The sequence below is a fragment of the Aestuariibacter salexigens DSM 15300 genome, assembly GCF_000429145.1.
Lineage (GTDB): Bacteria > Pseudomonadota > Gammaproteobacteria > Enterobacterales > Alteromonadaceae > Aestuariibacter > Aestuariibacter salexigens.
On record NZ_AUBH01000003.1, the window covers coordinates 232125 to 256654 of the forward strand.

The 24530-nt window shown below is 49.2% G+C and carries 23 protein-coding genes; 4 read left to right on the forward strand and 19 right to left on the reverse strand.

Annotation, left to right across the window (positions count from 1 at the left end; translation table 11 throughout):
• Positions 1 to 8 precede the first annotated feature (8 nt).
• From accA to rpsB, 16 genes are all read right to left on the reverse strand, one after another.
• Positions 9 to 965: an acetyl-CoA carboxylase carboxyl transferase subunit alpha gene (gene accA, locus G441_RS0106920; RefSeq protein ID WP_026375673.1), complete on the reverse strand. Its 957-nt coding sequence runs from the start codon at positions 963 to 965 to the stop codon at positions 9 to 11.
• A gap of 57 nt (positions 966 to 1022) precedes the next feature.
• A complete protein-coding gene (gene dnaE / locus G441_RS0106925; protein WP_026375674.1) occupies positions 1023 to 4487 on the reverse strand; it encodes a DNA polymerase III subunit alpha in 3465 nt (1154 codons plus the stop codon).
• Positions 4487 to 5068, reverse strand: a complete 582-nt coding sequence (gene rnhB / locus G441_RS0106930) for a ribonuclease HII (RefSeq protein WP_026375675.1) — start codon at positions 5066 to 5068, stop codon at positions 4487 to 4489. The genes dnaE and rnhB overlap by 1 nt, the downstream gene beginning before the upstream one ends.
• The gene (lpxB, locus tag G441_RS0106935) at positions 5062 to 6219 is read right to left on the reverse strand and encodes a lipid-A-disaccharide synthase (protein ID WP_026375676.1); all 1158 of its coding nucleotides are present in this window, start codon (positions 6217 to 6219) and stop codon (positions 5062 to 5064) included. Before lpxB ends, rnhB begins: the two co-directional genes overlap by 7 nt.
• Positions 6220 to 6222: 3 nt before the next feature.
• A complete protein-coding gene (lpxA, locus tag G441_RS0106940) occupies positions 6223 to 6993 on the reverse strand; it encodes an acyl-ACP--UDP-N-acetylglucosamine O-acyltransferase (protein WP_026375677.1) in 771 nt (256 codons plus the stop codon).
• A gap of 3 nt (positions 6994 to 6996) precedes the next feature.
• Positions 6997 to 7443, reverse strand: coding sequence for a 3-hydroxyacyl-ACP dehydratase FabZ (gene fabZ, locus G441_RS0106945; RefSeq protein WP_026375678.1), 447 nt, complete (start codon positions 7441 to 7443; stop codon positions 6997 to 6999).
• Between the two features lie 136 nt (positions 7444 to 7579).
• Positions 7580 to 8095: an OmpH/Skp family outer membrane protein gene (locus G441_RS0106950; RefSeq protein WP_026375679.1), complete on the reverse strand. Its 516-nt coding sequence runs from the start codon at positions 8093 to 8095 to the stop codon at positions 7580 to 7582.
• A gap of 62 nt (positions 8096 to 8157) precedes the next feature.
• Positions 8158 to 10653 (reverse strand): outer membrane protein assembly factor BamA, encoded by a 2496-nt coding sequence (gene bamA / locus G441_RS0106955; protein ID WP_026375680.1) that lies wholly within the window; start codon positions 10651 to 10653, stop codon positions 8158 to 8160.
• A gap of 55 nt (positions 10654 to 10708) precedes the next feature.
• Positions 10709 to 12058: a sigma E protease regulator RseP gene (rseP, locus tag G441_RS0106960; RefSeq protein ID WP_026375681.1), complete on the reverse strand. Its 1350-nt coding sequence runs from the start codon at positions 12056 to 12058 to the stop codon at positions 10709 to 10711.
• Entirely contained in the window at positions 12055 to 13239 is a 1185-nt protein-coding gene (gene ispC, locus G441_RS0106965; RefSeq protein WP_026375682.1) for a 1-deoxy-D-xylulose-5-phosphate reductoisomerase, read from the reverse strand. The genes rseP and ispC overlap by 4 nt, the downstream gene beginning before the upstream one ends.
• Entirely contained in the window at positions 13239 to 14102 is an 864-nt protein-coding gene (locus G441_RS0106970) for a phosphatidate cytidylyltransferase (RefSeq protein WP_026375683.1), read from the reverse strand. The genes ispC and G441_RS0106970 overlap by 1 nt, the downstream gene beginning before the upstream one ends.
• Before the next feature lie 50 nt (positions 14103 to 14152).
• Positions 14153 to 14866, reverse strand: a complete 714-nt coding sequence (gene uppS / locus G441_RS0106975; RefSeq protein WP_240485099.1) for a polyprenyl diphosphate synthase — start codon at positions 14864 to 14866, stop codon at positions 14153 to 14155.
• Between the two features lie 87 nt (positions 14867 to 14953).
• Complete coding sequence (gene frr / locus G441_RS0106980; RefSeq protein ID WP_026375685.1) at positions 14954 to 15511, reverse strand: ribosome recycling factor; 558 nt, start codon at positions 15509 to 15511, stop codon at positions 14954 to 14956.
• A 57-nt stretch (positions 15512 to 15568) separates the two neighbouring features.
• Positions 15569 to 16309 carry a UMP kinase gene (gene pyrH, locus G441_RS0106985; protein ID WP_026375686.1) on the reverse strand — a complete coding sequence of 247 codons (741 nt, stop codon included), beginning with the start codon at positions 16307 to 16309 and terminating at the stop codon, positions 15569 to 15571.
• A 304-nt stretch (positions 16310 to 16613) separates the two neighbouring features.
• A complete protein-coding gene (tsf, locus tag G441_RS0106990; RefSeq protein ID WP_026375687.1) occupies positions 16614 to 17486 on the reverse strand; it encodes a translation elongation factor Ts in 873 nt (290 codons plus the stop codon).
• Positions 17487 to 17597: 111 nt separating this feature from the next.
• Positions 17598 to 18329 (reverse strand): 30S ribosomal protein S2, encoded by a 732-nt coding sequence (rpsB, locus tag G441_RS0106995; RefSeq protein WP_026375688.1) that lies wholly within the window; start codon positions 18327 to 18329, stop codon positions 17598 to 17600.
• A gap of 140 nt (positions 18330 to 18469) precedes the next feature.
• Here rpsB and G441_RS20010 point away from each other — a divergent pair, with 140 nt between their 5' ends.
• The 4 genes from G441_RS20010 to dapD are packed head-to-tail and all read left to right on the forward strand — an operon-like array spanning position 18470 to position 22954.
• A complete protein-coding gene (locus G441_RS20010) occupies positions 18470 to 18595 on the forward strand; it encodes a hypothetical protein (protein ID WP_276201940.1) in 126 nt (41 codons plus the stop codon).
• A gap of 46 nt (positions 18596 to 18641) precedes the next feature.
• Positions 18642 to 19436 (forward strand): type I methionyl aminopeptidase, encoded by a 795-nt coding sequence (gene map / locus G441_RS0107005; protein ID WP_026375689.1) that lies wholly within the window; start codon positions 18642 to 18644, stop codon positions 19434 to 19436.
• Between the two features lie 57 nt (positions 19437 to 19493).
• The gene (glnD, locus tag G441_RS0107010; protein WP_026375690.1) at positions 19494 to 22142 is read left to right on the forward strand and encodes a [protein-PII] uridylyltransferase; all 2649 of its coding nucleotides are present in this window, start codon (positions 19494 to 19496) and stop codon (positions 22140 to 22142) included.
• The gene (gene dapD, locus G441_RS0107015) at positions 22130 to 22954 is read left to right on the forward strand and encodes a 2,3,4,5-tetrahydropyridine-2,6-dicarboxylate N-succinyltransferase (RefSeq protein ID WP_026375691.1); all 825 of its coding nucleotides are present in this window, start codon (positions 22130 to 22132) and stop codon (positions 22952 to 22954) included. The genes glnD and dapD overlap by 13 nt, the downstream gene beginning before the upstream one ends.
• A 26-nt stretch (positions 22955 to 22980) precedes the next feature.
• On the opposite strand, the gene G441_RS0107020 is transcribed toward dapD, so the two are convergent.
• From G441_RS0107020 to G441_RS0107030, 3 genes are read right to left on the reverse strand one after another with little or no spacing between them, the layout of a single operon-like run.
• Positions 22981 to 23433 (reverse strand): flavodoxin, encoded by a 453-nt coding sequence (locus tag G441_RS0107020; RefSeq protein ID WP_026375692.1) that lies wholly within the window; start codon positions 23431 to 23433, stop codon positions 22981 to 22983.
• Positions 23434 to 24180 carry a tRNA pseudouridine(65) synthase TruC gene (gene truC / locus G441_RS0107025; RefSeq protein WP_026375693.1) on the reverse strand — a complete coding sequence of 249 codons (747 nt, stop codon included), beginning with the start codon at positions 24178 to 24180 and terminating at the stop codon, positions 23434 to 23436.
• A 2-nt stretch (positions 24181 to 24182) separates the two neighbouring features.
• Positions 24183 to 24521, reverse strand: a complete 339-nt coding sequence (locus G441_RS0107030) for a YqcC family protein (RefSeq protein WP_205622163.1) — start codon at positions 24519 to 24521, stop codon at positions 24183 to 24185.
• Positions 24522 to 24530: the final 9 nt, after the last annotated feature.

A 24530-nucleotide genomic window follows, 5' to 3' on the forward strand; every position in this document is an offset into this window, starting at 1 on the left:
TAAAACGACTAGCAATAGCCGAATGACATAATGCGTTCGTAGCGCTGAGCGAGCAGATCGTCTACTGACAGGGACTTCAGCTGAGATAGCTGTTGCTTGATCGTCGCCTTTAAGTTTGCGGCCATACTGTCATGATCGCGATGGGCGCCACCAAGAGGCTCCTCAACGATGGTATTGATCAGATCAAGCGATTTGATTTTTTCTGCATCAACGCCCATGGCTTCAGCAGCCAGAGGAGCTTTTTCAGCGCTTTTCCAAAGAATAGACGCACAGCCTTCGGGGGAAATGACCGAATAGGTGCTGAACTGCAGCATATTCACTCGATCGCCAACACCGATTGCCAACGCGCCGCCGGAGCCGCCCTCGCCGATTACCGTACAGATCACTGGTACCGTAAGCTCGGCCATCTCTTTCAAATTACGCGCAATCGCCTCACTCTGACCACGTTCTTCAGCGCCTACTCCGGGGTAGGCTCCGGGCGTGTCGATAAAAGTAATGATCGGCAGGTTGAACCGCTCCGCCATTTTCATCAGGCGCAGCGCCTTTCGATATCCTTCAGGCTTTGGCATACCGAAATTGCGACGCACTTTTTCCTGAGTATCACGCCCTTTTTGATGACCAATGACCATCACAGGCTGATTATCCAGGTTCGCCAGACCTCCGACGATAGCCTTATCATCCGCGTATGCGCGATCACCGGCCAATTCATCAAAATCAGTGAAAATACGGGGAATATAATCCAGGGTGTAGGGACGCATAGGATGACGAGCTAGTTGAGAAACCTGCCATGCGCCGAGATTGGAAAATATTTTTTTAGTCAGCTCGGCGCTTTTCTCACGGAGGCGAGTGATCTCTTCTTCAATACTAACGTCAAACTCTCCGCCCTGGTTTACCAGTCGAAGTTCTTCAATTTTTGCTTCCAGTTCAGCAATAGGCTGCTCAAATTCCAGAAACTGTAAACTCATTTATCACCCAATCGGTCGACGCTATGTTGCGTTTATTCTAATCTCGTACTGCGACACTTAGTGCAGCATTAATCGCGTGCTTTGTTCACCAAGGCATTGTTTTAAATCGTGCAGAAGCTGGTCATCTGGTGTCACAAACCAATTTGCGCCCAATGCCAGCGTTACTTCGGCATCAGGGTGCACAACATGCATACTCACCGGACAGCTACCACCTTGATATTGCTGCAATATTGCTTGCAGTTTAGACACTGACGCATCATTACACCAGTCTGTACTGACGTCTATGGCTAAACATTTTGCGTTTTTCTCTCTGGCCTGAACAATGTCCATGGCATCACGTGCTGTTATTGTATTGCCCCCGGAAAAGTCATCAAAGCTGACCTGTCCGGTGATCAGCAAGACCCGGTCTGGTTGCAGAATCTCTTCAAACTGTTCATACATGTCAGGAAAGAAGCGAGCGTCAATGCGCGCGCTTTTGTCATCCAGAGTGACGATCGCCCAGCGCCGGCCCTTTTTATTCGTCATCACACGTACGCCAAGTACCAGACCTGCAGCAGTGATCTGTACATCCTTGCCGGTTGGTCGTAAGTCCACTAAACGGCCGTTGATGTAGTGTTTCAGTTCCTCATTGTACTGATTGATAGGATGCCCAGTGAGATACAAACCCAGTGTTTCTTTTTCACCATCCAGCCACACCTTTTCAGGCCACTTTGGCACATCAGCGAAGGCCGTTTTGACCTGTTCCGGCTCCGTCGTCAGCAAACCAAACATATCTGTTTGACCATATGACTCGGCTCTTGCATGCTGGTCAGCAGCTGCCATCGCTTCAGGTAGCGTAGCCATAATTGACGCACGGTGCGGGCCCAAATTATCCATCGCTCCGGACAATACAAGCTTTTCCAATACCCGACGATTGACACGCTTCAAATCGACTTTGGTGCAAAAATCAAACAGGTCCTTAAACGAACCATGTTGCTCACGCGCCTCAATAATCGCCTCGATAGGTCCTTCACCGACACCTTTAATCGCGCCGATACCGTACACAATTTGACCATCTTCGTTGACGGTGAACTTATAACGCCCACTGTTCAGGTCCGGCGGCAGAATAGTCAGACCCATGCGATTACACTCATCAACCAGGGTCACTATTTTGTCAGTGTTATCCATATCAGCTGACATTACCGCCGCCATAAATTCGGCGGGGTAATGGGCTTTTAGCCACAGGGTTTGATACGACACTAACGCATAGGCAGCAGAATGTGATTTGTTGAATCCATAGCCAGCAAACTTTTCAACCAGGTCGAAAATTTTCATCGCCAGGTCAGGGTCGATACCATTATTTTTCGCGCCGTCTTCAAAAATGGCGCGCTGTTTGGCCATTTCTTCAGGTTTTTTCTTGCCCATAGCACGGCGCAACAAGTCGGCACCACCCAGTGAGTATCCGGACATCACCTGGGCAATTTGCATTACCTGCTCCTGGTAAAGAATGATGCCGTAGGTAGGCTCCAGGATTTCCTGCAGACATTCATGCTGATATTCAGCATCCGGGTAAGATATTTTCTCCCGTCCGTGCTTTCGGTCGATAAAGTTATCTACCATGCCCGATTGCAATGGGCCCGGCCTGAATAACGCAACAAGTGCGATAATATCTTCGAAGCAGTCTGGTTTGAGCCGCTTTATCAGCTCTTTCATGCCCCGGGATTCAAGCTGGAATACCGCAGTCGTTTCCGCTCGCATCAGCATGGCGAAGCTTTTGCGGTCCGCCAGTGGGATGGCATTGATATCAATTTGCTTACCCTTGCCCGATGCGATCATATCGATGGCCCACTGAATAATGGTCAGTGTTCTTAGGCCAAGGAAATCGAATTTCACCAAACCGGCGGTTTCCACGTCATTCTTATCAAACTGTGTAACCGGGTTATGACCTTCTTCGTCACAGTACAAGGGCGCAAAATCAGTAATTTTGGTCGGCGCGATGACCACTCCACCGGCGTGTTTACCGGCGTTACGGGTGACACCTTCAAGAATCCGCGCCATGTCGATAAGGTCTTTGACCTCTTCATCCTGATCGTATAGCTCAGGAAGACGAGGCTCGACCTCAAACGCTTTACTCAGGGTCATGCCGGGATCGGACGGTATCAATTTAGAAATGCGGTCAACGAACCCGTATGGATGCCCTAATACGCGGCCAACGTCGCGCACTACGGCTTTGGCCGCCATGGTGCCAAAAGTAATGATTTGTGACACCGCGTCGCGGCCATACAAATCCGCCACGTGGTCAATCACTTCGTCACGACGATCCATACAGAAGTCAACGTCGAAGTCGGGCATCGAAACACGTTCCGGATTGAGAAAACGTTCAAATAGTAGATCGAATTCAAGCGGGTCCAGATCGGTGATCTCCAGCGCATAGGCAACCAGAGAACCGGCTCCTGAGCCCCGACCAGGACCAACCGGCACGCCGTTATCCTTACTCCACTGAATAAATTCCATTACGATTAGGAAGTAGCCAGGAAACCCCATCTGGTTGATAACCTGAAGCTCAATCTCCAAACGCTCGTCATAAGCTGGACGTTTTTCTGCACGTTCTGCATCGTCGGGAAACAGAAACGCAAGTCGCTTTTCCAGCCCTTCTCTTGATACTTTGACCAGATAGTCTTCATCAGACATACCGCCGGTAGGGAACTTGGGCAGAAAGTACTCACCCAGCTTAACCGTAACGTTACAACGTTTGGCGATCTCTACGGTATTTTGCAGTGCTTCGGGAATATCACTGAAAAGTTCGACCATTTCCTCAGCGCTGCGCATATATTGTTGGGGGCTGTAACGTTTTGGGCGGCGCTTATCGTCCAGAGTGAAGCCGTCATGGATACAAACTCTGATTTCATGAGCATCAAAGCCTTCCTGTTCAATAAAGCACACCTCATTGGTTGCCACCACCGGCAAGCCATATTGTTCGGCCCACTCCACCGCACTGTGTAGATAATCTTCCTCACCGGCACGACCGGTGCGCATCAGTTCGATGTAGCAACGATCCGGGAAATGTGTCTGGTAAAACTCTGTCACCAGTTGTGCGATGGCAAGGTTCCCCTTTGACAGGGCCAGGCCGAGTTCACCATGCAACCCTCCCGAGAGTATGATCACACCATCAGCATGCTCAGCCAGCCAGTCACGGTCTATGACCGCACGATTTTGAATATGGCCTCGCTGATATGCCTTGGAAATCAGCAAGGTGATGTTTTTGTAGCCCTGATTATCCTGCGCTAACAACACCAGGCGGGTAAGCTGGTCACCAGCCTCATCACTTCGTACCCAAAAATCAGCACCAATAATGGGTTTAATACCATTGTTGTGACATTCACCATAAAACTTCACCAGACCACAAAGGTTCATCTGGTCTGTCACCGCAATGGCTGGCATGTCCAACTGTTTTGCTTTCGCAATAATAGGCTTGACCTTATTTAAACCGTCAAGCATTGAGAAATCGCTGTGCACACGGAGGTGAATGAATGGCGTTTGCATCATAAAAAATTATTGTTGTTGGTCAGAATAGCGCGCTGTACTGGTTTGAAGCTCATGCGATGTTGTTGAATTGGACCATGTTGCGATAATGCCTGCAAGTGCTGCTTGGTTGGGTACCCTTTATGGTCGGCAAAACCGTATTGGGGATACAATTCATGCAACTCTGCCATTTCTGCATCTCTGGTTACTTTGGCAAGAATCGAGGCCGCCGCTATTTGCGGATAGAGGCTATCGCCTTTGACCACTGCTTCAGAATGATAGTGCCACTGAGGCAACCGGTTGCCATCAACATACACTTTGTCTGGTCGAACACTCAGTCCATCTACTGCTCGCGTCATCGCCAGCATGGTTGCGTGCAGTATATTGAGTTTATCAATCTCTGCAACGCTCGCCCTGCCAATAGCCCAGCAAAGCGCATTAGCTTTGATCAGGGGCATCAGTGCCAGTCGCTTTTTCTCTGACAGCTTCTTTGAGTCATCCAGGCCTTCTATTGGCCGCAGAGGATCCAGAATTACTGCGGCGGTGACCACATCGCCAACCAGCGGTCCTCTACCGACTTCATCCACGCCTGCGATCAACACGCTCCTTGCCTCGCAGCAATAAGTTCAGCCACCGCCTCTGCAGCCTGCTCATCCGCATTTTGCTGTAAACGCCGATGCTGCTCATTAAACGCGTCGATGAGTGCTTCATCAGCTGACATCAACATGGGTAGCAGGTGGTCAGCAAGATTTTGTGGATTCACATCCTGCTGCAAAAACTCTGGTACTAAGGGTTTATTCGCCAGGATATTCGGCAAGGCAAAATAATCAGGTTTGTACAGACGCTTCATCATCATATGGGTCAGCGCATTCATCTTATAGGCCACTACCATCGGCCGTTTGCATAGCATCGCTTCCAGTGTCGCTGTCCCTGAGGCCAGTAACACCGCGTTTGCAGCAATCATCGCCTGTCGAGCGGGTAAATCCGTAATATGAATGGGCAGACTGGTGGAACACTGTGCAAGGATCTGCTCAATTTGTTCACGTCGGCGAGGATTGACCGCAGGAATGATGACATTCAGGTTATCAATGTTGTCGCTGAGGCGCTGCGCGGTGTCGACAAAAATTTGCAGCAGGTTATTCACTTCAGCACCACGGCTTCCCGGTAACAGCGCAATCAGCGGCACGTCTGGCGCAATATCCAATGCTTCACGGGCTGCCTCTCTATCAGGACACATGGGTATCAAATCTGCCATAGTGTGGCCAACGAAGCGGTAGCCAAGCCCATAGCGCTCATAAACCTCGTGTTCAAATGGAAACAGCCCTAGTACCAGGTCCGTCGCCGCGGCAATTTTATGGATACGTTTTTCACGCCACGCCCAGACGGTAGGGCTGACATAATGCACCGTAGGAATGCCGGCCTGCTTGAGATGTTTTTCAACGGTTAAGTTAAAATCGGGCGCATCGACGCCAATATAGACGTCGGGTGGGTCATTGAGAAAATAATGGATGACCTGCTTTCGCAATGCCAGTAGGTGACGAAGTTTTGCAAGCACTTCAACCAGTCCCATCACCGACAGCTGTTCCATATCAAACAGGCTCTGTACTCCCTGTGCCTGCATGTTGGGACCAGCCACGCCGATAAATTGTGCGTTAGGAAAGCGCTTTTTTAAGCTGGCGACGACACCGGCAGCGAGAATATCGCCTGAAGCCTCGCCGGCAACGATACCAATTTTTAAAGATTTGGAGGGCATTAATCAGCGAATAATGCCGCGCGGCGCATGAGCAACGAACTCGGCAAGCAAACCAACTTCAGGCGTGTCTTTAGCCATCTCTGATAGCTCCCTGACCGCTTCATCGACTCTGAGGTTACTTCTATACAGTACTTTATAGGCACGCTTTATCTGCATGATTGTCGCACTGTCAAAACCACGTCTTTTTAAGCCTTCAGAGTTGATGCCCTGAGGAATGTGCTTGGTGCCACTAACCATTACATAGGGTGGGATATCGCGCAAAATCACGGCACCGCCGCCAGTGAAACTGTGTGAACCGATATGACAGAACTGATGCACCGCTGTAGCACCGCCCAATATCACGTGGTCACCAAGGTGAACATGGCCGGCAATCATTGAATTGTTGGCCATGATGTTGTCATCGCCCAATTTACAATCGTGGGCGACGTGCGCATTAACCATAAACAAATTTCTGGAGCCGATTCGAGTCAGTGCATCGTCTTGCACTGTGCCGCGGTGCACGGTAACGCCCTCGCGAAATACGTTGTCATCACCGATGTCGAGTCGGGTAGGCTCGCCAGCATATTTTTTGTCCTGGCAGTCTTCACCGATTGAACAGAATTGAAAAATCTTATTGCGTTTACCAATAATCGTCTCGCCTTTGACAACGACATGCGAGGCGATGACCGATCCTTCGCCAATCGTCACATTCTCGCCGATAAGCGAGAACGGGCCGACACTGACATTATCTGCCAGCTTGGCTGAAGGGTGAATAATCGCAGTAGGATGGATCACGAGTTATATTTCTCTCATTGCACACATAAATTCAGCATTACACACTTCGCCGCCATCGACCAGTGCGGCTCCCTTGAATTTCCAAATACCGCGTCGTTCCTTAACCAGTTCAACATGGAACTCAAGTTGATCGCCGGGCACAACAGGCTTTTTGAAGCGCGCGTTATCTATACCTGCATACAGGTAAAGCTGATCTGAGTTACCCATCGTTTTGAATCCGAGTAAACCGGCTGCCTGTGCAAGCCCCTCAAGAATGAGTACGCCCGGAAAAATGGGTTTGCCAGGAAAATGACCATTGAAACATGGCTCATTAATGGTGATGTTTTTGTAGGCCTTGATTGACTTACCCGGTTCGAACTCGGTAACGCGATCGACCAATAAAAACGGGTAACGGTGTGGCAGCAGCGATAGGATTTCCTGAATGTCTGCCTGATGTAATTGCGAACTCAACGATCTCACTCCTTGGACTTAAGCTGCACAGGGCTTAGTCAGTACTAAAAGCCGCTCAAGATACGCCGTTATCCCTAAAAAACAAGTCTGACCAACGAGGTATACCAACTGGTATTACCCCGTCAGTGACTGCTCTTTAGTTAATCTTGCTAACCTGTTCTAACACCTGGTTTGAGATATCAGCATCAGGCTTAGCGTAAATAACCGCGTTGGCATTCAGCACCATGTCATAGTCTTGTGATGCAGCAATTTGCTCAATGCTCTGACGAATAAGACCGAGCACCTTGCCCTGTTCTTCGTTTCTGCGCTGCTGGATTTCCTGCTGCAGAGGCTGACCTTTTTCCTGAAGCTGCTGCTGTAAAGCGATGATTTGATCACGCAGTTCCTGCTGCTGCTGTTCGCTCATGGTGGGCGCTTCTCGCTGCAGTTTTTCTACCAGAAAATTACCGTCGCCTTCAATTTTGCGCAGTTCCTCTGTGCGCTCTTTGAACTCATCTGTGATCTTCTGAGCAATCTCTGCGGCTTGCGGCAATGAGCGGAATACGCCCTGCACATCAACAACTGCAATCTTCTGCTCTGCCATAACCGGCGTGGCCATCACTGCACTACTGACTACCGCTGCTGCGGCAAGTGTTTTGACAAATCGTTTCAAAGGAAACTCCTGTTACTTAACTTAGTGAAAACGTAATCTGCACGTCTTGCGTCGTATTATAATTAGAATGTCTGGCCAATGTTAAATGAGAAGAATCTAACATCGTCGCCGTCTCTCTCCTGAATGGCGCGCGAAAAGCTAAACACCATAGGCCCCATCGGAGACAGCCATTGGATAGACAAACCAGCAGATGAACGGAACAGCGACCAGTCACTGTAATCTAACAATGCCTGATCATCGGGGTTACGCACATCAAACTCAAGATCTTTGTACAGATCGTAATTGAACTCAGTGTCCCATACATTGCCCACATCGACAAAGAAACTGGTACGCACTGAATTATCAAAATCTTCTTCAACAAACGGTGTAGGAACTATCAGCTCCACGCCACCAAGCGCCATCGCATTACCACCCAGCGAGCGCCGTGTAATAAAGATGGTGTCAAACTCAGGCCCAGGCAAGATCTGCTCGCCATTAGGACCTGTAATCGGACTCCCTGGTATGCGCTGCACACCACGAGGACCGACAGTATTATTTTCAAATCCACGCAGTGTACCACTACCACCGGCCGTAAAGTTCTCGGTAAACGGCAGAATCTGGTCATTACCATTAATATCGCCGAAACCATTACCATAGCCGAAACGTGCTCTGGCCAACACTGACCAACGCTGGTCATTGGTTAATGGGAAATAAAAGCGAGCATCAAGGATCGCTTTATAGTAATTCACATCTGAACTTGGCGCAGTAACCTCTATTGACGCCCGCTGTGATGAACCGGCGGTAGGGAAAATACCGCGGTTTAGCGTCGTCCGGCTCCAGCTCACAGCCGCTACTAGGCTGTTGTAGTCAATTGGCGCATCCGGATCATTTGGATCAGCAAACTGATTATAAAAGCGCTGCGTCTGCTCATAGTTAGAGACTTGTGACAGCTCGACACTGTTGTAAGTCAGACCGAAATTAATCCGGTTGAATTCATTAATGGGATAGCCAATGTTGGCACCCAATGACCATTGTTTACTGTTGAACTGGATTAGGTTTGCATTACCCGCATCAAATTCAGAGTAACCGATACTCCCGCCGAGACTGATACCGTCTATGGTGAAATATGGGTCGGTGTAGGAGATCTGTGCGGTCTGCTGGAACCTCACGGTGCTGACATTAAAGGCCACGCGCTTGCCGGTACCCAGGAAGTTGTCCTGCTGTATACCCGCCTGTAGACTTAGTTTCGTTCTGTCACCGTAACCGATACCCGCATTAAATGAACCAGATGGCTGTTCTTTTACCGTAAAGTCTATATCAACCTTGTCGTCTTCACCGGGTAGTCGCACGGTCTCAAAATCGACCTCTTCCATATAGGTCAGACGCGATAACGCATTCTTTGAAGATTCCAATGACGCGTTAGATAACCAGGCGCCTTCCATCTGTACGACGTTCTGACGCAGCACATCATCAGCGGTAATGTTATTGCCTTTGAAATTGATGCGACGCACGTAAATACGTTTGCCAGGGTCAACCGACAAGGTCAGCTTAACGGTTTTGTCGTCTTCGTTAATCTGAGGGATGGTTGTTACGTCCGGATAGGCGTAGCCAAAGCGTCCCAAGTACTTACTAATAAATTCTTCACTGTAGGTAACCAGGGCTTGATTGTAGAGTTCACCCGGTGTCAGTGGCATAAGTGCTTTTAGATAGTCTTCGTAACCTAGCAGATCACCGACCAGTTCCACCTCAGAGATCTTATACTGCTCTCCTTCACTGACATTCATGGTGATATAAATGCCGTCTTTTTCCGGCGTCATCGATACCTGAGTGGAGTCGATATTGAACTGCAGATAGCCTCGGTCCATGTAATAGCTGCGCAGGGTTTCCATGTCACCTGTCAGCGTTTGCTTCTGATAACGGGTTTCAGACAATAGGTCCCACCATGGCGTATTAAATTTCAGCTCCATCTGATTAAGCAGCTCATTGTCGGGAAACACTTTGTTGCCAACAATGTTTATTTGCTCAATCTTGGCGGCATCCCCTTCTTCAAACAGGAACTTAAGGTCAATACGATTGCGCGGTAGAGGCGTCACAATTGCGGTGACGTCAGCATTGTATTTACCAATGCTGTAGAAAAAGTCTTTCAGGCCATTTTCAATACCGGTGAGCAACGTTTTATCCAGCGGCTCGCCAACGCGGATGTTGTTATCGTCCAGGCTCTGCTGCAACTGCTCGTCTTTGATGTCATCATTACCTTCAAAGATGATGTTACTGATTGTAGGCCGTTCACGGACGCGCACCACCAGCGTGCTTCCGTCGCGTAAGATCTCAATGCTCTCAAAGTGAGTCGAACTGTACAGTGACCGGATCAACTGCGTGATACGGAAGCTGTTCATAGTATCGCCCACCTGAACAGGCAAATAGGTAAGCGCCGCTCCTAATGCGACACGCTGCAAACCTTCGACTCGAATATCCTGAACAACAAACTCTGCGTCTGAACTTGCCTCGGCAGCATTTGGAATAAAGGCGTTGGCACTGGACAGTAGCAAACCTGCTACAACTAACTGTCTAAACTTCATTTATTAATATTCTTCCTGAGCGCACGTTATTTATGCGTACTGGCGTTGTTCTCGCTCATGACAGGCGTGCGATATCGTTAAAAATGGCAATGGACATCAGCATCAATAGCAGTACTCCACCCACTTTAAATCCCACTTCCTGCACGGACTCTGGCACGGGCCGTCCGGTTAAAAGCTCTATAAAATAATAGAGTAGATGGCCACCATCAAGCATTGGTAAGGGCAAAAGGTTAATAATTCCCAAATTCACGCTGATTAATGCCAAAAAACTCAAAAAATAGACTAACCCGTACCCTGCACTCACCCCCGCGCCCTGAGCAATTGAGATAGGACCACTCAAGTTTTTTACCGACACATCGCCGGTAATTAACTTTCCGATCATCTCAACGCTTAATGTCATCCAGCGCCAGGTTTTATCTGTCGCTTTCAGTAGCGCGCTTATGGGATTGTACTGGTGAATGAATACATGACCCTCAGGCCACTCTTCATAACGCGGCGCCAATCCTAAATAACCGATTGACGGATCGTTTTCTCGCGTACCTATTGTCGCATCAAGGGATACGATGTCTCCACCCCGCCCGACCTCAAATCTGAGCATCTGCCCGGGTCGAGCGCTGACATAGTCTACTATTTGTTGCCAGTTCTGCGGCAGAGTTCCATCCATGGCAATAATTTTATCGCCAACGTTGAAGCCAGCTCGCTGTGCGGCTGAATTTTCAGCGACGTAGGTAATCTCAGTTGTTGCGTCAGGGGTGAACCGTTGAATACCAAGACTGGCCAGCGCAGACTGGCTGTCAGGGTCAAACGACCAGTCGCGCAAATCCAGTGTGTAATCCTGAGTATAACCTTCAGTTCTGAGCACCGTTACCTGCATAGCATCTTTGCCAATATGCGACACTAATTCCAGATTCACGTCTTCCCAATCGGCGGTTTGCTGGCCACCTATCGCTGTGATTTCCCCTGCATCAGGAAGCCCTGCCTGGGCCGCGATTGATTGCGCTTCAATATTACCAATCACTGGTTTTACTGTGGGTAGTCCAATCAGATACATCAACAGCAATGCAAAAATGGCGAAAATAAAATTGGTCAACGGTCCGGCAGCGATAATTGCAATGCGTTTGCCCACCGATTGACGATTAAATGCATAGGGTAAATCGGCCTCACTCACCTGGTCCACACGCTCGTCCAGCATGCGCACATAACCACCAAGCGGGATCGCAGCGATAACGAATTCAGTACCATGTTTGTCATGAGTGCGCCAAAGCGGTTTCCCAAAGCCAATCGAAAAGCGCTCGACTTTCACGCCACAACGCCTGGCCACGTAAAAATGTCCCCACTCGTGGACAGCAACCAGGATCCCCAAGGCGACGATAAACGACATCAGGCTCCAGACAAATGCAATCATGCCATGATCCCTGTTAGTATACGGCGCGCTACGCTGCGGGCTTGCGCGTCAAATTCAATAACATCTTGGATGCTTGTCAGCTGTACAGGTTCAATTGAATTAAGTACGGATTCGTTGATTGACGCGATATCGGTGAATTTAATTTGCTCTGCCAGAAACGCGTCTACTGCCACTTCGTTCGCCGCATTCAACGCCGTTGTGGCATACTGTCCATGCTTAAACGCGTCAATAGCAAGATACAAATTTGGATAGCGCTGCGGGCAGGGCTTATCAAAGGTGAACGCACTGATTGAAGAAAAGTCCAGCGCATCAACGCCGGCATGGATTCTGTGCGGATAGGCCAGACCGTAAGCGATAGGGGTGCGCATATCAGGGTTCCCCATTTGCGCAATAACCGAACCATCAATATATTGCACCATCGAATGGATCACACTCTGAGGGTGCAAAACGACTTTAATGTCATCCGCCTGCAAGCCAAATAACCAACAGGCTTCGATGAACTCTAACCCTTTATTCATCATGGTCGCCGAGTCGACCGATATTTTACGTCCCATCTCCCAATTAGGGTGAGCACATGCCTGTTGAGGTGTTACTGACACCAACTCAGACTCCTGAATATGCAAAAACGGACCGCCAGAGCCGGTCAGCAAGATATTTGAGATGCCCGAATCCGTCAGCTGCGCTCGGGTAAAATCTTGCGGCAGGCATTGAAAAATAGCGTTATGTTCACTGTCTATCGGTAATAGCGTTGCGTTGTGATCGATGACAGCCTGCATAAACAATTCACCCGACATGACCAGTGACTCTTTATTGGCAAGCAGAACACGTTTGCCCGCTTTTACCGCAGCAAGTGTCGGTAACAGGCCAGCGGCCCCCACAATGGCCGCCATTACACAGTCAACTTCTGCGGCACTGGCAACTTGTTGAAGGGCCAGAGAGCCAGTTAGAACGTCAGCACCTAAGGATACCTCGCCGGCATACTCAATAGCCTGCGGATAGTAGCTCTCATCAGCTATCACTACATAGCGAGCAGCACACTGCTTGGCCAGATCAATCAATTGTTTGTACTGTTGATTTCCCGTTAACGCAAAAACCCGATAACGGTCAGGGTGACGATTCACCACATCCAGCGTACTCAATCCAATTGAGCCTGTCGCGCCCAGCACGGTGATGGTTTGCATCAGGCCATCCAGGTGACGTAACAGAAGGCGAATACCGGGAATGCAGCGGTAAGACTATCAATGCGGTCTAGTACACCACCGTGACCGGGCAGCAGCTTGCCGCTATCCTTGATCCCGGCGCAGCGCTTAAACATACTTTCATTCAGGTCACCAAGCGCTGACACGCCGACTGTCAGACCGCCAATAAGCAGATGCAGCCAGATCCTCGAGGGCTCCACCTGATAGTGTAACGCCGCAAAGGCAATGATTGCCGATGACGCTGCAATGCCTCCCAACAAACCTTCCAGCGTTTTTCCTGGTGATACGCGAGGGCGCAATTTGTGACGTCCAAACTTTACCCCGACAAAAAATGCGCCTATATCTGCAGCCCACACGATACCGAGTACGTAAAAAATCAGCGAAGCACCATAATAGGGGTCAATTTCATATAAGCTGGTTCGCAGGGTGACCACTGCCACCCAGGTTGGCACTAATGTCAGCACACCAAACACGCTACGTATGAGATTTGAACGCTGCCAAAACGCGCTGTATTTGGGGTATGCGATAATCATGAACAGCGAAATCAGCCACCATACTGCAGCACTACCAAGCACATATTGATAGGTGCTGTTCAACTGCCCCTGATACCAGACCATGCCCTCCGGTACCGTGGCACTGAGGCCAAAGCAGCAAGCTATGATGAATAGCGTATAAAGTCCCTTGGCTGGACGCGCATGAATACCTGACATATTTGCCCATTCCCACGCGCCAAGTGCCACGACCAGCGCAATGACAATGTTAAAGCCCTGCGGTGGGAGGAAAAGAATGGCAATCAGGGCCAGTGGGGCGAGGATCAGCGCAGTGATGATCCGTTGTTTGAGCATATCTGTCGTTTCTTCTGTATTTATTGTAATTAGCTGACAGGGGTGACGCGTTAGTTTGTCACAACCTGCTCGCCGGTTAAACCAAACCTTCTCTGCCGTTCAGCATAATCTTTTACCGCGGCGGCAAACGTCGACTCATTAAAATCTGGCCACAACACGTCTGTAAAATAGAACTCTGCATAAGCACATTGCCAAAGCAGGAAATTACTTATCCTGTGTTCGCCGCCAGTGCGGATCAACAAGTCAAGGTCAGGAAGTGATGCCAGCGACGTGTGGTTGTCAAACGTGCTTTCGTCAATGTCGGATGGCTGAAGCACTCCCTCAGCGACATCCTCTGCCAACTGTCTGGCGGCATCGACAATATCCCAGCGTCCGCCATAATTAGCGGCGATATTGAGCGTTAATGCGTCGTTTGCCGCAGTGAGCAGCTCTGCTTTAGCGATTTTTTCAACCAGTTTGGTATCAAAACGACGGGTATCACCAATCACTTTTAGCCGTACGCCGTTTTTGTTAAGACGTTTTACTTCGCTGTTCAATACTAGATTAAACAGTTCCATTAACACATTGACTTCTTCAGCAGGACGCTTCCAGTTTTCACTGCTGAAAGCAAACAGTGTTAGCGCCTGAATACCATTCTTGCGTGCATATTTTACCGCTTCACGCACGGCATCAACGCCGGCTTTGTGACCAAAGGTGCGTATTTTACCTTTTTGCCTCGCCCAGCGTCCGTTGCCATCCATAATAATGGCAACGTGTTTGGGCATATTGTCTGCGCTTGCATCAGAACCTTGATGATCTTCTGATGCTGACGTCTCACTCGCCTGCTGTTGCATGTGGGTATTCTGTGTCAATCACACTTCCATCAATTCTTTTTCTTTATCAACCAACATCGCGTCAACCTTCTTAATAAAGTCATTAGTGATTGACTGAATATTTTCTTCCGCGACCCGGCTTTCATCTTCACTGATTTCTTTTTCTTTGAGCAGTTCTTTCACATCACTGTTGGCATCGCGGCGGATGTTACGAATAGACACGCGTCCTTGTTCCGCCTCGCCTCGCACAACCTTAATAAGGTCTTTACGACGCTCTTCTGTCAACGGTGGTAAGGGAATGCGGATTGTGGTCCCCGCACTCATTGGGTTTAGCCCCAGATCAGATTGCATGATGGCCTTTTCAACGGCCTGGATGGCACTTTTATCGAATACAGTAAGCGCCAACGTACGAGAGTCTTCGGCTACTACATTGGCCACCTGCTTAAGCGGCGTATCTGCGCCATAGTAAGATACATGAATGCTGTCCAGAAGGCTGGGATGCGCGCGCCCTGTGCGGATTTTACTGAACTGACTTTTTAACGCAGCGATACTTTTTTCCATACGCTGTTCAGCATCTGCCTGAATTTCTTCAATCACGTCATTTTCCTCTTGTTTTTATTTGCGCCTAACATGAATGCCTTGCGGTTAAACCATCTAGTCAAGTACGTCCATTTTATCTATCAGTGTACCTTCATCTTCACCAAGCACAACGCGACGCAAGCAGCCGGGCTTGTTCATATTAAAGACTCGAATGGGTAGGCTATGGTCTCTGGCTAGCGTGAATGCAGCCAGGTCCATGACTTTAAGTTCTTTTTCTAACACTTCCTGATAACTGAGCCGTTTGTGTAATACTGCATCTGGATTTTTCACCGGATCGTCGCTGAATACACCATCGACCTTAGTCCCTTTCAGAACAGCATCTGCTTCGATTTCTATGCCCCTGAGGCAAGCGGCAGAGTCGGTCGTAAAGAAAGGATTTCCCGTGCCCGCAGCAAAAATTACCACGCGCCCCGACTTTAATAAACTGATCGCTTCGGCCCAGTTGTAGGCATCACATACACCATTAAGCGGAATAGCGGACATCAGGCGAGCATTAACAAATGCTCGGTGTAGGGCGTCACGCATGGCTAAACCATTCATCACGGTTGCCAACATCCCCATATGGTCGCCTACCACTCGGTTCATTCCGGCTTCAGCAAGCCCTTGGCCACGAAACAGATTACCGCCACCGATAACCAGACCGACCTGCACGCCCAGTTCAACGAGTTCTTTAATTTCCTGAGCCATACGGTCAAGCACTTTCGGGTCGATGCCAAACCCTTCATCGCCCATCAGGGCTTCGCCACTAAGCTTAAGAAGAATTCGTCGATATGCAGATTTAGGCGTGATACTCATTGAATGGGCTTTCCTTCATGAACCATAAACAACATACATGACAGGGACAAAACACGAAAACCAGACTAAGCCCGGATGGGTGTTGCTAGCGCATTAACCGCGATAGCACTCCCGTCATGCTTCACGTCTGTTGCCCTGATGCAGTAACGTTTCAAGCGTCATATGTTCGAGCTGTTAAACGTCTCATCACTCGATACGTTTCAGCCTTTACGCTGGAAAGGTTACTCCACCCACAACAAGGCACCTCAATTGAGGTGCCCGTAGTGTAGCTGACATTGCTAGGTGGCAAAAGCCACGCGTGCAATTATTTCTTGTTGGCAGCCATCTGAGCGGCAACTTCAGCAGCGAAGTCTTCACTCTTCTTCTCGATGCCTTCACCCACTTCGAAACGAACGAAGTTGATCACGTCAGCACCCTTGCTCTTCAGCAATGCACCTACGCTAACCGAAGGATCTTTAACGAAAGGCTGACCAGTTAGGCTGATTTCGCCAGTGAATTTCTTCATGCGGCCAGATACCATTTTCTCTGCGATATCGGCAGGCTTGCCAGATTGCATAGCGATTTCAACCTGGATAGCTTTTTCTTTCTCAACCACTTCGGCCGGCACGTCTTCAGGCTTAACGTACTGAGGCATTGAGGCTGCTACGTGCATTGCTACGTCTTTGGCTAAGTCTTCATCACCGCCGTCAAGAATCGCGATTACGCCGATGCGACCACCGTGTACGTAAGCACCCAGATTGCCGCCTTCAACACTGATTACGCGACGAGGTGAAATGTTTTCGCCAATTTTCGCGACCAGGTTGTCACGTTTAACGCTGATAGATTCGCCATCAACTTCTAACGCGTTCAGGCTGTCCATATCACTGATGTTGTTCTCAGCAGCCAGGTCGATAAGCATGTTACCGAAAGCCAGGAAGTTTTCATCACGGGCTACGAAATCGGTTTCGCAGTTCAATTCTAACATGCTGGCTTTGTCGCCAGACACTTTGGTCAGAATCACACCTTCAGCAGCGATTCGGCCGGCTTTTTTAGCGGCTTTCGCCTGACCAGACTTACGCATGTTTTCGATTGCCAGCTCGATATCACCGTCGGTTTCAACCAGAGCTTTTTTACAATCCATCATACCCGCGCCAGTGCGCTCGCGGAGTTCTTTTACCAGTGCTGCAGTCACTGCCATTTTGATAATCCTCAATAAACGTTAATCGATTCGGTAAAGTAAAGGGGCTGTAAACAGCCCCCTGAACGATATTTTCTTCGCAACCTCAGAAAGGTTGTTGCGCTGCGATGATTACTCAGCAGCTTCTACGAAATCGTCCTGCTCAGCTTGTACTTCCAGGTTCTGTTCACGACCCTGACTGATAGCACTTGCTGCGGCGCTCAGGTAAAGCTGAATAGCGCGGATCGCGTCGTCATTGCCAGGAATAATGAAGTCAACGCCGTCTGGATCAGAGTTGGTATCAACAACAGCAACCACAGGAATACCCAGGTTACGTGCCTCTTTAACAGCAATGTGCTCATGATCTGCATCGATAACGAATAAGCAGTCAGGCAGACCGCCCATGTCTTTGATACCGCCCAGGCTGCTCTCAAGCTTGTCCATTTCACGCTGAAGCATCAGCGCTTCTTTTTTAGTCAGCTTCTCGAACGTGCCGTCCTGACTCTGCTGCTCAAGCTCTTTCAGACGCTTGATTGACTGACGAACTGTTTTCCAGTTAGTCAGCATGCCGCCCAACCAGCGCTTGTTTACATAAAACTGGTCGCACTGATTTGCTGCTTCTTTAACGGCTTCACTGGCTGCACGCTTGGTGCCGACGAACAGGATTTTACCTTTCTTAGACGCTACGCCTGACAGGTAAGACAGCGCGTCGTTGAATAAAGGAACCGTCTTTTCCAGATTGATGATATGTACTCTGTTACGAGCGCCGAAAATGAAAGGCTTCATCTTCGGGTTCCAGTAGCGAGTTTGGTGACCGAAGTGCACGCCGGCTTGCAGCATGTCACGCATTGAAACATTTGCCATTATATTGTCCTCAATTGGGGTTAGGCCTCCATACATCCCCTTGTTCGATCCCGCCAATCTTGGCAAGACACCCCGAACGCGGTGTCGATGTATGTGTGTTGTTTAAATATAAATACGGTGCATTTCAGCTAGGAATCTACATGAAATTTACAGACCCCGGCAAAAAGCGCGCGCTTTATATCATGTCGGACAACTTTATTCAAGAAAACGCGTTACGTGTGGCGTTGTCGATTTATATACATATTTGTCATGACACGTTACCATAACGGCCGTTTTTTACGTTTATATCTGTCATTGCATTGGAATTGAGTTTTGGCTGCGATTATCAAGACACCTGAAGAAATCGAAAAAATGCGCGTCGCCGGACGGCTCGCTGCAGAAGTCCTGACGCTTATTGGTGAGCATGTGAAAAAAGGCGTGACCACTGATGAGTTAAATACTATCTGTCACGACCATATCGTAAATGTACAGGGCGGTATTCCCGCTCCGCTGCATTATGGCCACCCCCCTTTCCCAAAATCGATTTGCACCTCGGTCAATCACGTCATTTGCCACGGGATCCCATCAGATAAAAAACTCAAAGACGGTGATATTGTCAATATCGACGTCACGGTAAAAAAAGAGGGGTATCACGGTGACACCTCCAAGATGTTTGTCGTTGGTAAACCCAGCATCATGGCTGAGCGGCTTATCAGGGTGACACAAGAGTCTTTGTACATGGCAATCGAAATGGTGCGTCCGGGCGTGCGACTGGGCGACATTGGCCACATCATTCAGCAGCATGCCGAAAAACATAATTACTCTATCGTCAGAGAATATTGTGGACATGGTATTGGTGCAAACTTTCATGAAGAGCCTCAGGTAGTGCATTACGGACGCCCGGGTACTGGCGAGGCACTCGAACCTGGCATGTGTTTTACCATCGAGCCGATGGTTAATGCGGGTAAAAGGTATTCTAAACTACTGCCAGATCAATGGACCGTCGTGACCAAAGACCGCAGTCTGAGCGCGCAGTGGGAACATACACTGCTGGTGACAGATGACGGTGTTGAGATTCTGACGCATCGCGACGAAGAGACGATCCCACGAATCATTTCACACAGCTGATGTTTACAAGCTGGTGTATAGCATCAGCAGGAATGGCGCAAAGAGAGAGGTAAGGCGTTGTCATTGCATAGTCTTCTTGGTCAGATCAAACGTATCAATAGCATCGATAACACTGCGGCCTTCAGAGAATGTGTCGACAACAGCTATGCGTGGTTACGGGCCGATTTTGACGGCATGGAAGTCGATACACTGGTGACCGGTCGGGCCGCGTTTATCGACGCACTGGTGCGACATGCATGGAAACTCCTGCAACTGGACCAGGTCAAAGACCTCGCTTTGGTGGCTGTGGGCGGCTACGGTCGGGGGCAGCTACAACCCTATTCTGACATAGATTTGCTGATACTAAGCCGCAGGCGCATCAATGACGATGTGACGGCCAAGATTAGCCAATTCATCACGTTGCTGTGGGACAGTCGTCTGGATGTTGGTCAGTCGGTTCGCACGATCAAAGAAACGATAAAGCTTGCCAAAGAAGATATCACTATTGCGACTAATCTGGTCGAAGCGAGATACCTGGCTGGCTGTCACGATACCCTTGCTGAACTTAACGAGCGGACCCATAGTCCGAGGTTCTGGAGCAGCAAAGATTTCTTTGTCGCTAAACTGGAAGAGCAACGTGCCCGTCATGCGAAATTTCATGACACCTCCTATAACCTTGAGCCGAATGTAAAGGAAAATCCCGGATGTTTGCGGGATATTCAGTCGATTGGCTGGGTGGCAAAAAAGCATTTCAATGTGTTCGACGGGAAATTATTGGTCGGCCATGGGTACTTTACCGAAAGCGAATACAATGAGCTGATTGAGTGTCGCTCAGCGCTATGGCGTCTGAGGTTTGCCTTACACATGACCGCAGGGCGAAGCGAAAATCGCCTGCTGTTTGATTATCAGACCGATGTCGCTGAAATGCTCGGGTACGGTAGTGAAGGCAAAGCATCGGTTGAACGCATGATGAAATCGTTTTTCCGTATTGTGCGACGCGTGCGCGAGCTAAATGACATGTTACTGCAACGTTTCCAAGCCGACATTTTGTCTTTAAAGGTCAAACAGTCTGTTCAGATCAATCAGGACTTCATGCTCAATGACGGTCTGATTAGCCCATCTCATGACAACGTTTTCGCCCAACCAGAGTCGATTTTACAGTTTTTATTACTGGTCACGGAAACACCGGATGCGCGAGGTCTGGACACGGACTGCCTGCGCCAGTTACGCAATGCGAGGCGTGAATTTCAGCATCAGTATTTTTGTGAGCGCATGGAATGCAGACAGTTGTTTATGCAGCTAATGAAACAGCCGGCATTTTTTGGTCTGGGCTGGGACATTATGCACAAACATGGCATCTTGCAGGCGTACCTGCCCGAGTGGGATCATATTGTTGGTATGATGCAATTTGACCTGTTCCACGCCTACACCGTTGATGAGCATACGCACCGTCTGGTCAAGCATGTCTACCATTACTTTTCTAAGGATAATACAGAGTTTCCTCGCAGTGGCAGGATAGTACGTAACTTAGACAAACCCGAGCTGCTCTTTTTGGCTGCCATATTTCATGATATTGCCAAGGGTAGGAACGGCGACCACTCCAAACTTGGCGCCAAAGATGTCGCTAATTTTGCACAGCGTCACGATCTCAGTAAAGAAGATGCCAGCCTGGTGCAATGGCTGGTAGAGCACCACCTGCTAATGTCCGTTGTTGCACAAAGACGAGACATTTACGACCCAGAGGTCATTGCAGACTTTGCGACCAAAGTGCGTAGCCATAATCATCTAAATCATCTTTACGCACTTACGCTCGCCGATATCCGTGCAACCAATGATAATTTGTGGAATGAGTGGAAAGCTTCATTATTGCGTGAGCTTTACTTAATGACACAAAAAGCCTTGGACAATGGCTTACAGTGTGAATTTACGTTGCAGGAGCGTGTTGACCAACACAAAGCTGAAGCGCGCGCAGTGCTGTTAGAAAACGGTACCGATGAAGCGCGTCTGAACACGTTTTGGCAGCGCATGGACAATGATTACTTTGCGCGCTTTAAGCCACAACAGCTGGTCTGGCATGCCAATGTGATCCTGGATGCCGATGTAAGAGATCAGGAATTATTGGTCGTAGATCTGAATCCCGGCATCTCAAAATCCGGCACCGAGCTCATTATTTACGGTCGTGACCGCCACGCATTGTTCGCTCAGGTAGCATCGGTGCTGGATAGTCGTAATTGCAGCATCCATGATGCACAAATTATGAGTACCACCGATGGCTTTGCATTCGATACGTTTGTGATCCTCGAACATGATGGCGAGCGGATCACATCACCCAGTCGATTGAAAAGCCTGAAGCAGGCTATCGTGTCACAGTTGGAGAAACCAGGTCGCTCCCATACCAATCAGCGCAAGATGTCGCGCCAGATGAAACAATTGGATGTGAAAACCAAAGTCCGTTTTTACGGTAGCCATCAAGATGTCACGCTGGTTGAGCTTGAAGCGCTCGATGCGCCGGGCATGCTTGCCAAAATTGGGCATCTTTTTGTGGATCTGAATATCTCGCTGAAGATGGCCAAGATTTCCACCATCGGTGAACGCGCTGAGGATCTTTTTATTATTACCAATGAACAGGATACGGCATTGGATCAGAACCAACTGGTCGAATTGAGAAAACGCCTTATTCAGCTATTAGATCAGTCCGAACCCCAGGATGAAGCATGTCAGAACTAAAAAATATTATCGAAAATGCGTTTGAACAACGCGCAGATATCACTGCATCCAGCGTCGATCCAGTGATCAAATCAGCCGTGATAGATGCCATCGAGCTGCTAAATAGTGGCCAGGCGCGCGTCGCTGAAAAAATAGCCGGCGAATGGGTGGTACACCAGTGGCTTAAAAAAGCCGTGCTGTTGTACTTCAGAATCAATGACAATCAGGTCATTGATGGTGCCGAGAGCCGTTTTTTCGACAAAGTGCCGCTGAAATTTGACGATTATGATGCAGATAAATTCAGGGCCGAGGGCATGCGTGTGGTGCCACCGGCGGCGGTTCGCACCGGCAGCTTCATTGGCAAAAATGTGGTACTCATGCCTTCTTATGTCAATATCGGTGCATTTGTCGATGAAGGCTCCATGGTGGATACCTGGGCCACAGTGGGTAGCTGCGCACAAATAGGTAAGAATGTGCACTTATCTGGGGGCGTTGGCATTGGCGGCGTATTGGAGCCTCTGCAGGCAAACCCCACTATCATTGAAGATGATTGCTTTATCGGTGCCCGATCTGAGATTGTCGAGGGCGTTATCGTCGAGCAGGGCGCGGTGATTTCAATGGGTGTTTATATCGGTCAGAGTACGCGAATATACGATCGTGAAACGGGTGAGACGCACTATGGTCGAGTGCCAGCGGGTGCTGTGGTCGTGCCGGGCAATTTGCCATCAAAAGACGGATCTTACAGCCTGTATGCGGCCATTATCGTCAAAAAAGTGGATGCGAAAACCCGGGCAAAAGTCGGCATCAATGCGCTACTACGCGGTGCTGAGTAATATCAGCACCGTCGTCATATTTTCGGTTATGCCTTGGTAAGTGCGGGGATCAATCCTTCCAGCCAGGGCACCACTTCTTCTTCAGGCTCCAACGTCTCACAGGCGTCTATCTCAAGCATGTCAGCCACCGCGCTACCCTGTAATTCCGTAAATAACTCAAAAAACTGGCGTCCGCCTCCACAATAGGTGTCACCGTAGCTACTGTCTCCTAACGCGGCGACAGCGAAAGGCTTGCCATTCATCAGAGGAAAGGTATCGCGCAGATCTGATACGAAAAGTTCCACATTAGGGGGTAAATCTCCCTGCCCTGTTGTAGAGCTTATCGCCACAACCGCATTGGCGTTGGTAAAGTTATCAATATCCGGATCTGTAAAAACATCCACTTCCAATCCATGCTCTTCTAATTTTTGCTGTGCCTGCTCGGCAACATGCTGTGCGTTGCCATACACTGATCCGACAAAGATACTGATATCTGCCATTTAATTACTCCAAAGACGTCTGAGTGCTGAGCGTTCCATTCCCCATGCAGCAATAAGCTTTTGCATGCGGCTGTCCAACTCGGTTTGAATCAATAGTGGGGTCTTTTTACGCGGATGCAACAGTTGCAGTTTAGAACAGCATAGTGCTAGTCCCTGATATCCAAATTGAGCTCGTAAAAACGCATTGTGTTTACCGTCACCGTGAGTGGTATCACCCATGATAGGATGGCTGATGTGTGCCATGTGGCGCCTTAACTGATGCTTCCTGCCCGTGTGCGGGCACAATTTTACCAATGAATATCGAGCGCTACTGTAGCGTCCTACGGCAAAGGGTAATTCAAATGTTGTAAGGCACTGCATCTCGGTTATCGCGGGTTGCGCAGGTTTGTCCTGACGCGCGTGCTTGTCGGCGATTTTATCCAGCTTTTCTTTCAACGCATAGTCAATAGTAAGTTCAGGCTGCGTATGGCCACGCACTATCGCATGGTAGGTTTTATTCACCGTCCGCTCGCTAAACTGCTCGGTTAGCTGTCTGGCCACTTCACTCGATAGCGCCATCAGCAACACACCACTGGTGGGCCGGTCGAGTCGATGCACCGTGTAAACATGTTGTCCAATCTGGTCTCTGACCATCTGCATAGCAAACTGAGTTTCACGTTTATCAATGAGGCTCCGGTGCACTAACAAACCCGAAGGCTTGTGCACGGCAACCATGTCTTCATCCTGATAGAGAATAGTGAGACTCATGGCTACGTGTCTGCCTGGCTATTGATATAGTCATCAATGCAGGCGAGCACCGTAAAAATGTGCTTGTTACCCTGTCGTGACGACAGCGTTTCTTCGGCCATGGGTAGTATGGCACTGCGCTCTGGCAAGGGATGATTGTGTGCAATACAATGCTGTAACCGCGGCACGAATACGAACTGTAGCCACTGTTCGAAAGCAAGCGAATCACAGCAAAAAGGCAGAGGGCTGGACAAAGCCTGTGCGCTGGGCGTTTTTTCAGACCACAAACCAGCACACCTGAGCGCCGCAGTAAGGTCGGTTAATAGTGCTGACAATTGATGGTGGGCAGGTAGGTTGGACACCCAGACACT

What these genes read in the sequence shown, in the direction of transcription:
- accA (WP_026375673.1), bottom strand. Translation starts at nt 965, where the DNA reads ATGAGTTTACAGTTTCTGGAATTTGAGCAGCCTATTGCTGAACTGGAA.
- dnaE (WP_026375674.1), bottom strand. Translation starts at nt 4,487, where the DNA reads ATGCAAACGCCATTCATTCACCTCCGTGTGCACAGCGATTTCTCAATG.
- lpxB (WP_026375676.1), bottom strand. Translation starts at nt 6,219, where the DNA reads ATGCCCTCCAAATCTTTAAAAATTGGTATCGTTGCCGGCGAGGCTTCA.
- bamA (WP_026375680.1), bottom strand. Translation starts at nt 10,653, where the DNA reads ATGAAGTTTAGACAGTTAGTTGTAGCAGGTTTGCTACTGTCCAGTGCC.
- rseP (WP_026375681.1), bottom strand. Translation starts at nt 12,058, where the DNA reads ATGATTGCATTTGTCTGGAGCCTGATGTCGTTTATCGTCGCCTTGGGG.
- ispC (WP_026375682.1), bottom strand. Translation starts at nt 13,239, where the DNA reads ATGCAAACCATCACCGTGCTGGGCGCGACAGGCTCAATTGGATTGAGT.
- G441_RS0106970 (WP_026375683.1), bottom strand. Translation starts at nt 14,102, where the DNA reads ATGCTCAAACAACGGATCATCACTGCGCTGATCCTCGCCCCACTGGCC.
- uppS (WP_240485099.1), bottom strand. Translation starts at nt 14,866, where the DNA reads ATGCCCAAACACGTTGCCATTATTATGGATGGCAACGGACGCTGGGCG.
- pyrH (WP_026375686.1), bottom strand. Translation starts at nt 16,309, where the DNA reads ATGAGTATCACGCCTAAATCTGCATATCGACGAATTCTTCTTAAGCTT.
- tsf (WP_026375687.1), bottom strand. Translation starts at nt 17,486, where the DNA reads ATGGCAGTGACTGCAGCACTGGTAAAAGAACTCCGCGAGCGCACTGGC.
- rpsB (WP_026375688.1), bottom strand. Translation starts at nt 18,329, where the DNA reads ATGGCAAATGTTTCAATGCGTGACATGCTGCAAGCCGGCGTGCACTTC.
- G441_RS20010 (WP_276201940.1), top strand. Translation starts at nt 18,470, where the DNA reads ATGAAATTTACAGACCCCGGCAAAAAGCGCGCGCTTTATATCATGTCG.
- dapD (WP_026375691.1), top strand. Translation starts at nt 22,130, where the DNA reads ATGTCAGAACTAAAAAATATTATCGAAAATGCGTTTGAACAACGCGCA.
- G441_RS0107020 (WP_026375692.1), bottom strand. Translation starts at nt 23,433, where the DNA reads ATGGCAGATATCAGTATCTTTGTCGGATCAGTGTATGGCAACGCACAG.
- truC (WP_026375693.1), bottom strand. Translation starts at nt 24,180, where the DNA reads ATGAGTCTCACTATTCTCTATCAGGATGAAGACATGGTTGCCGTGCAC.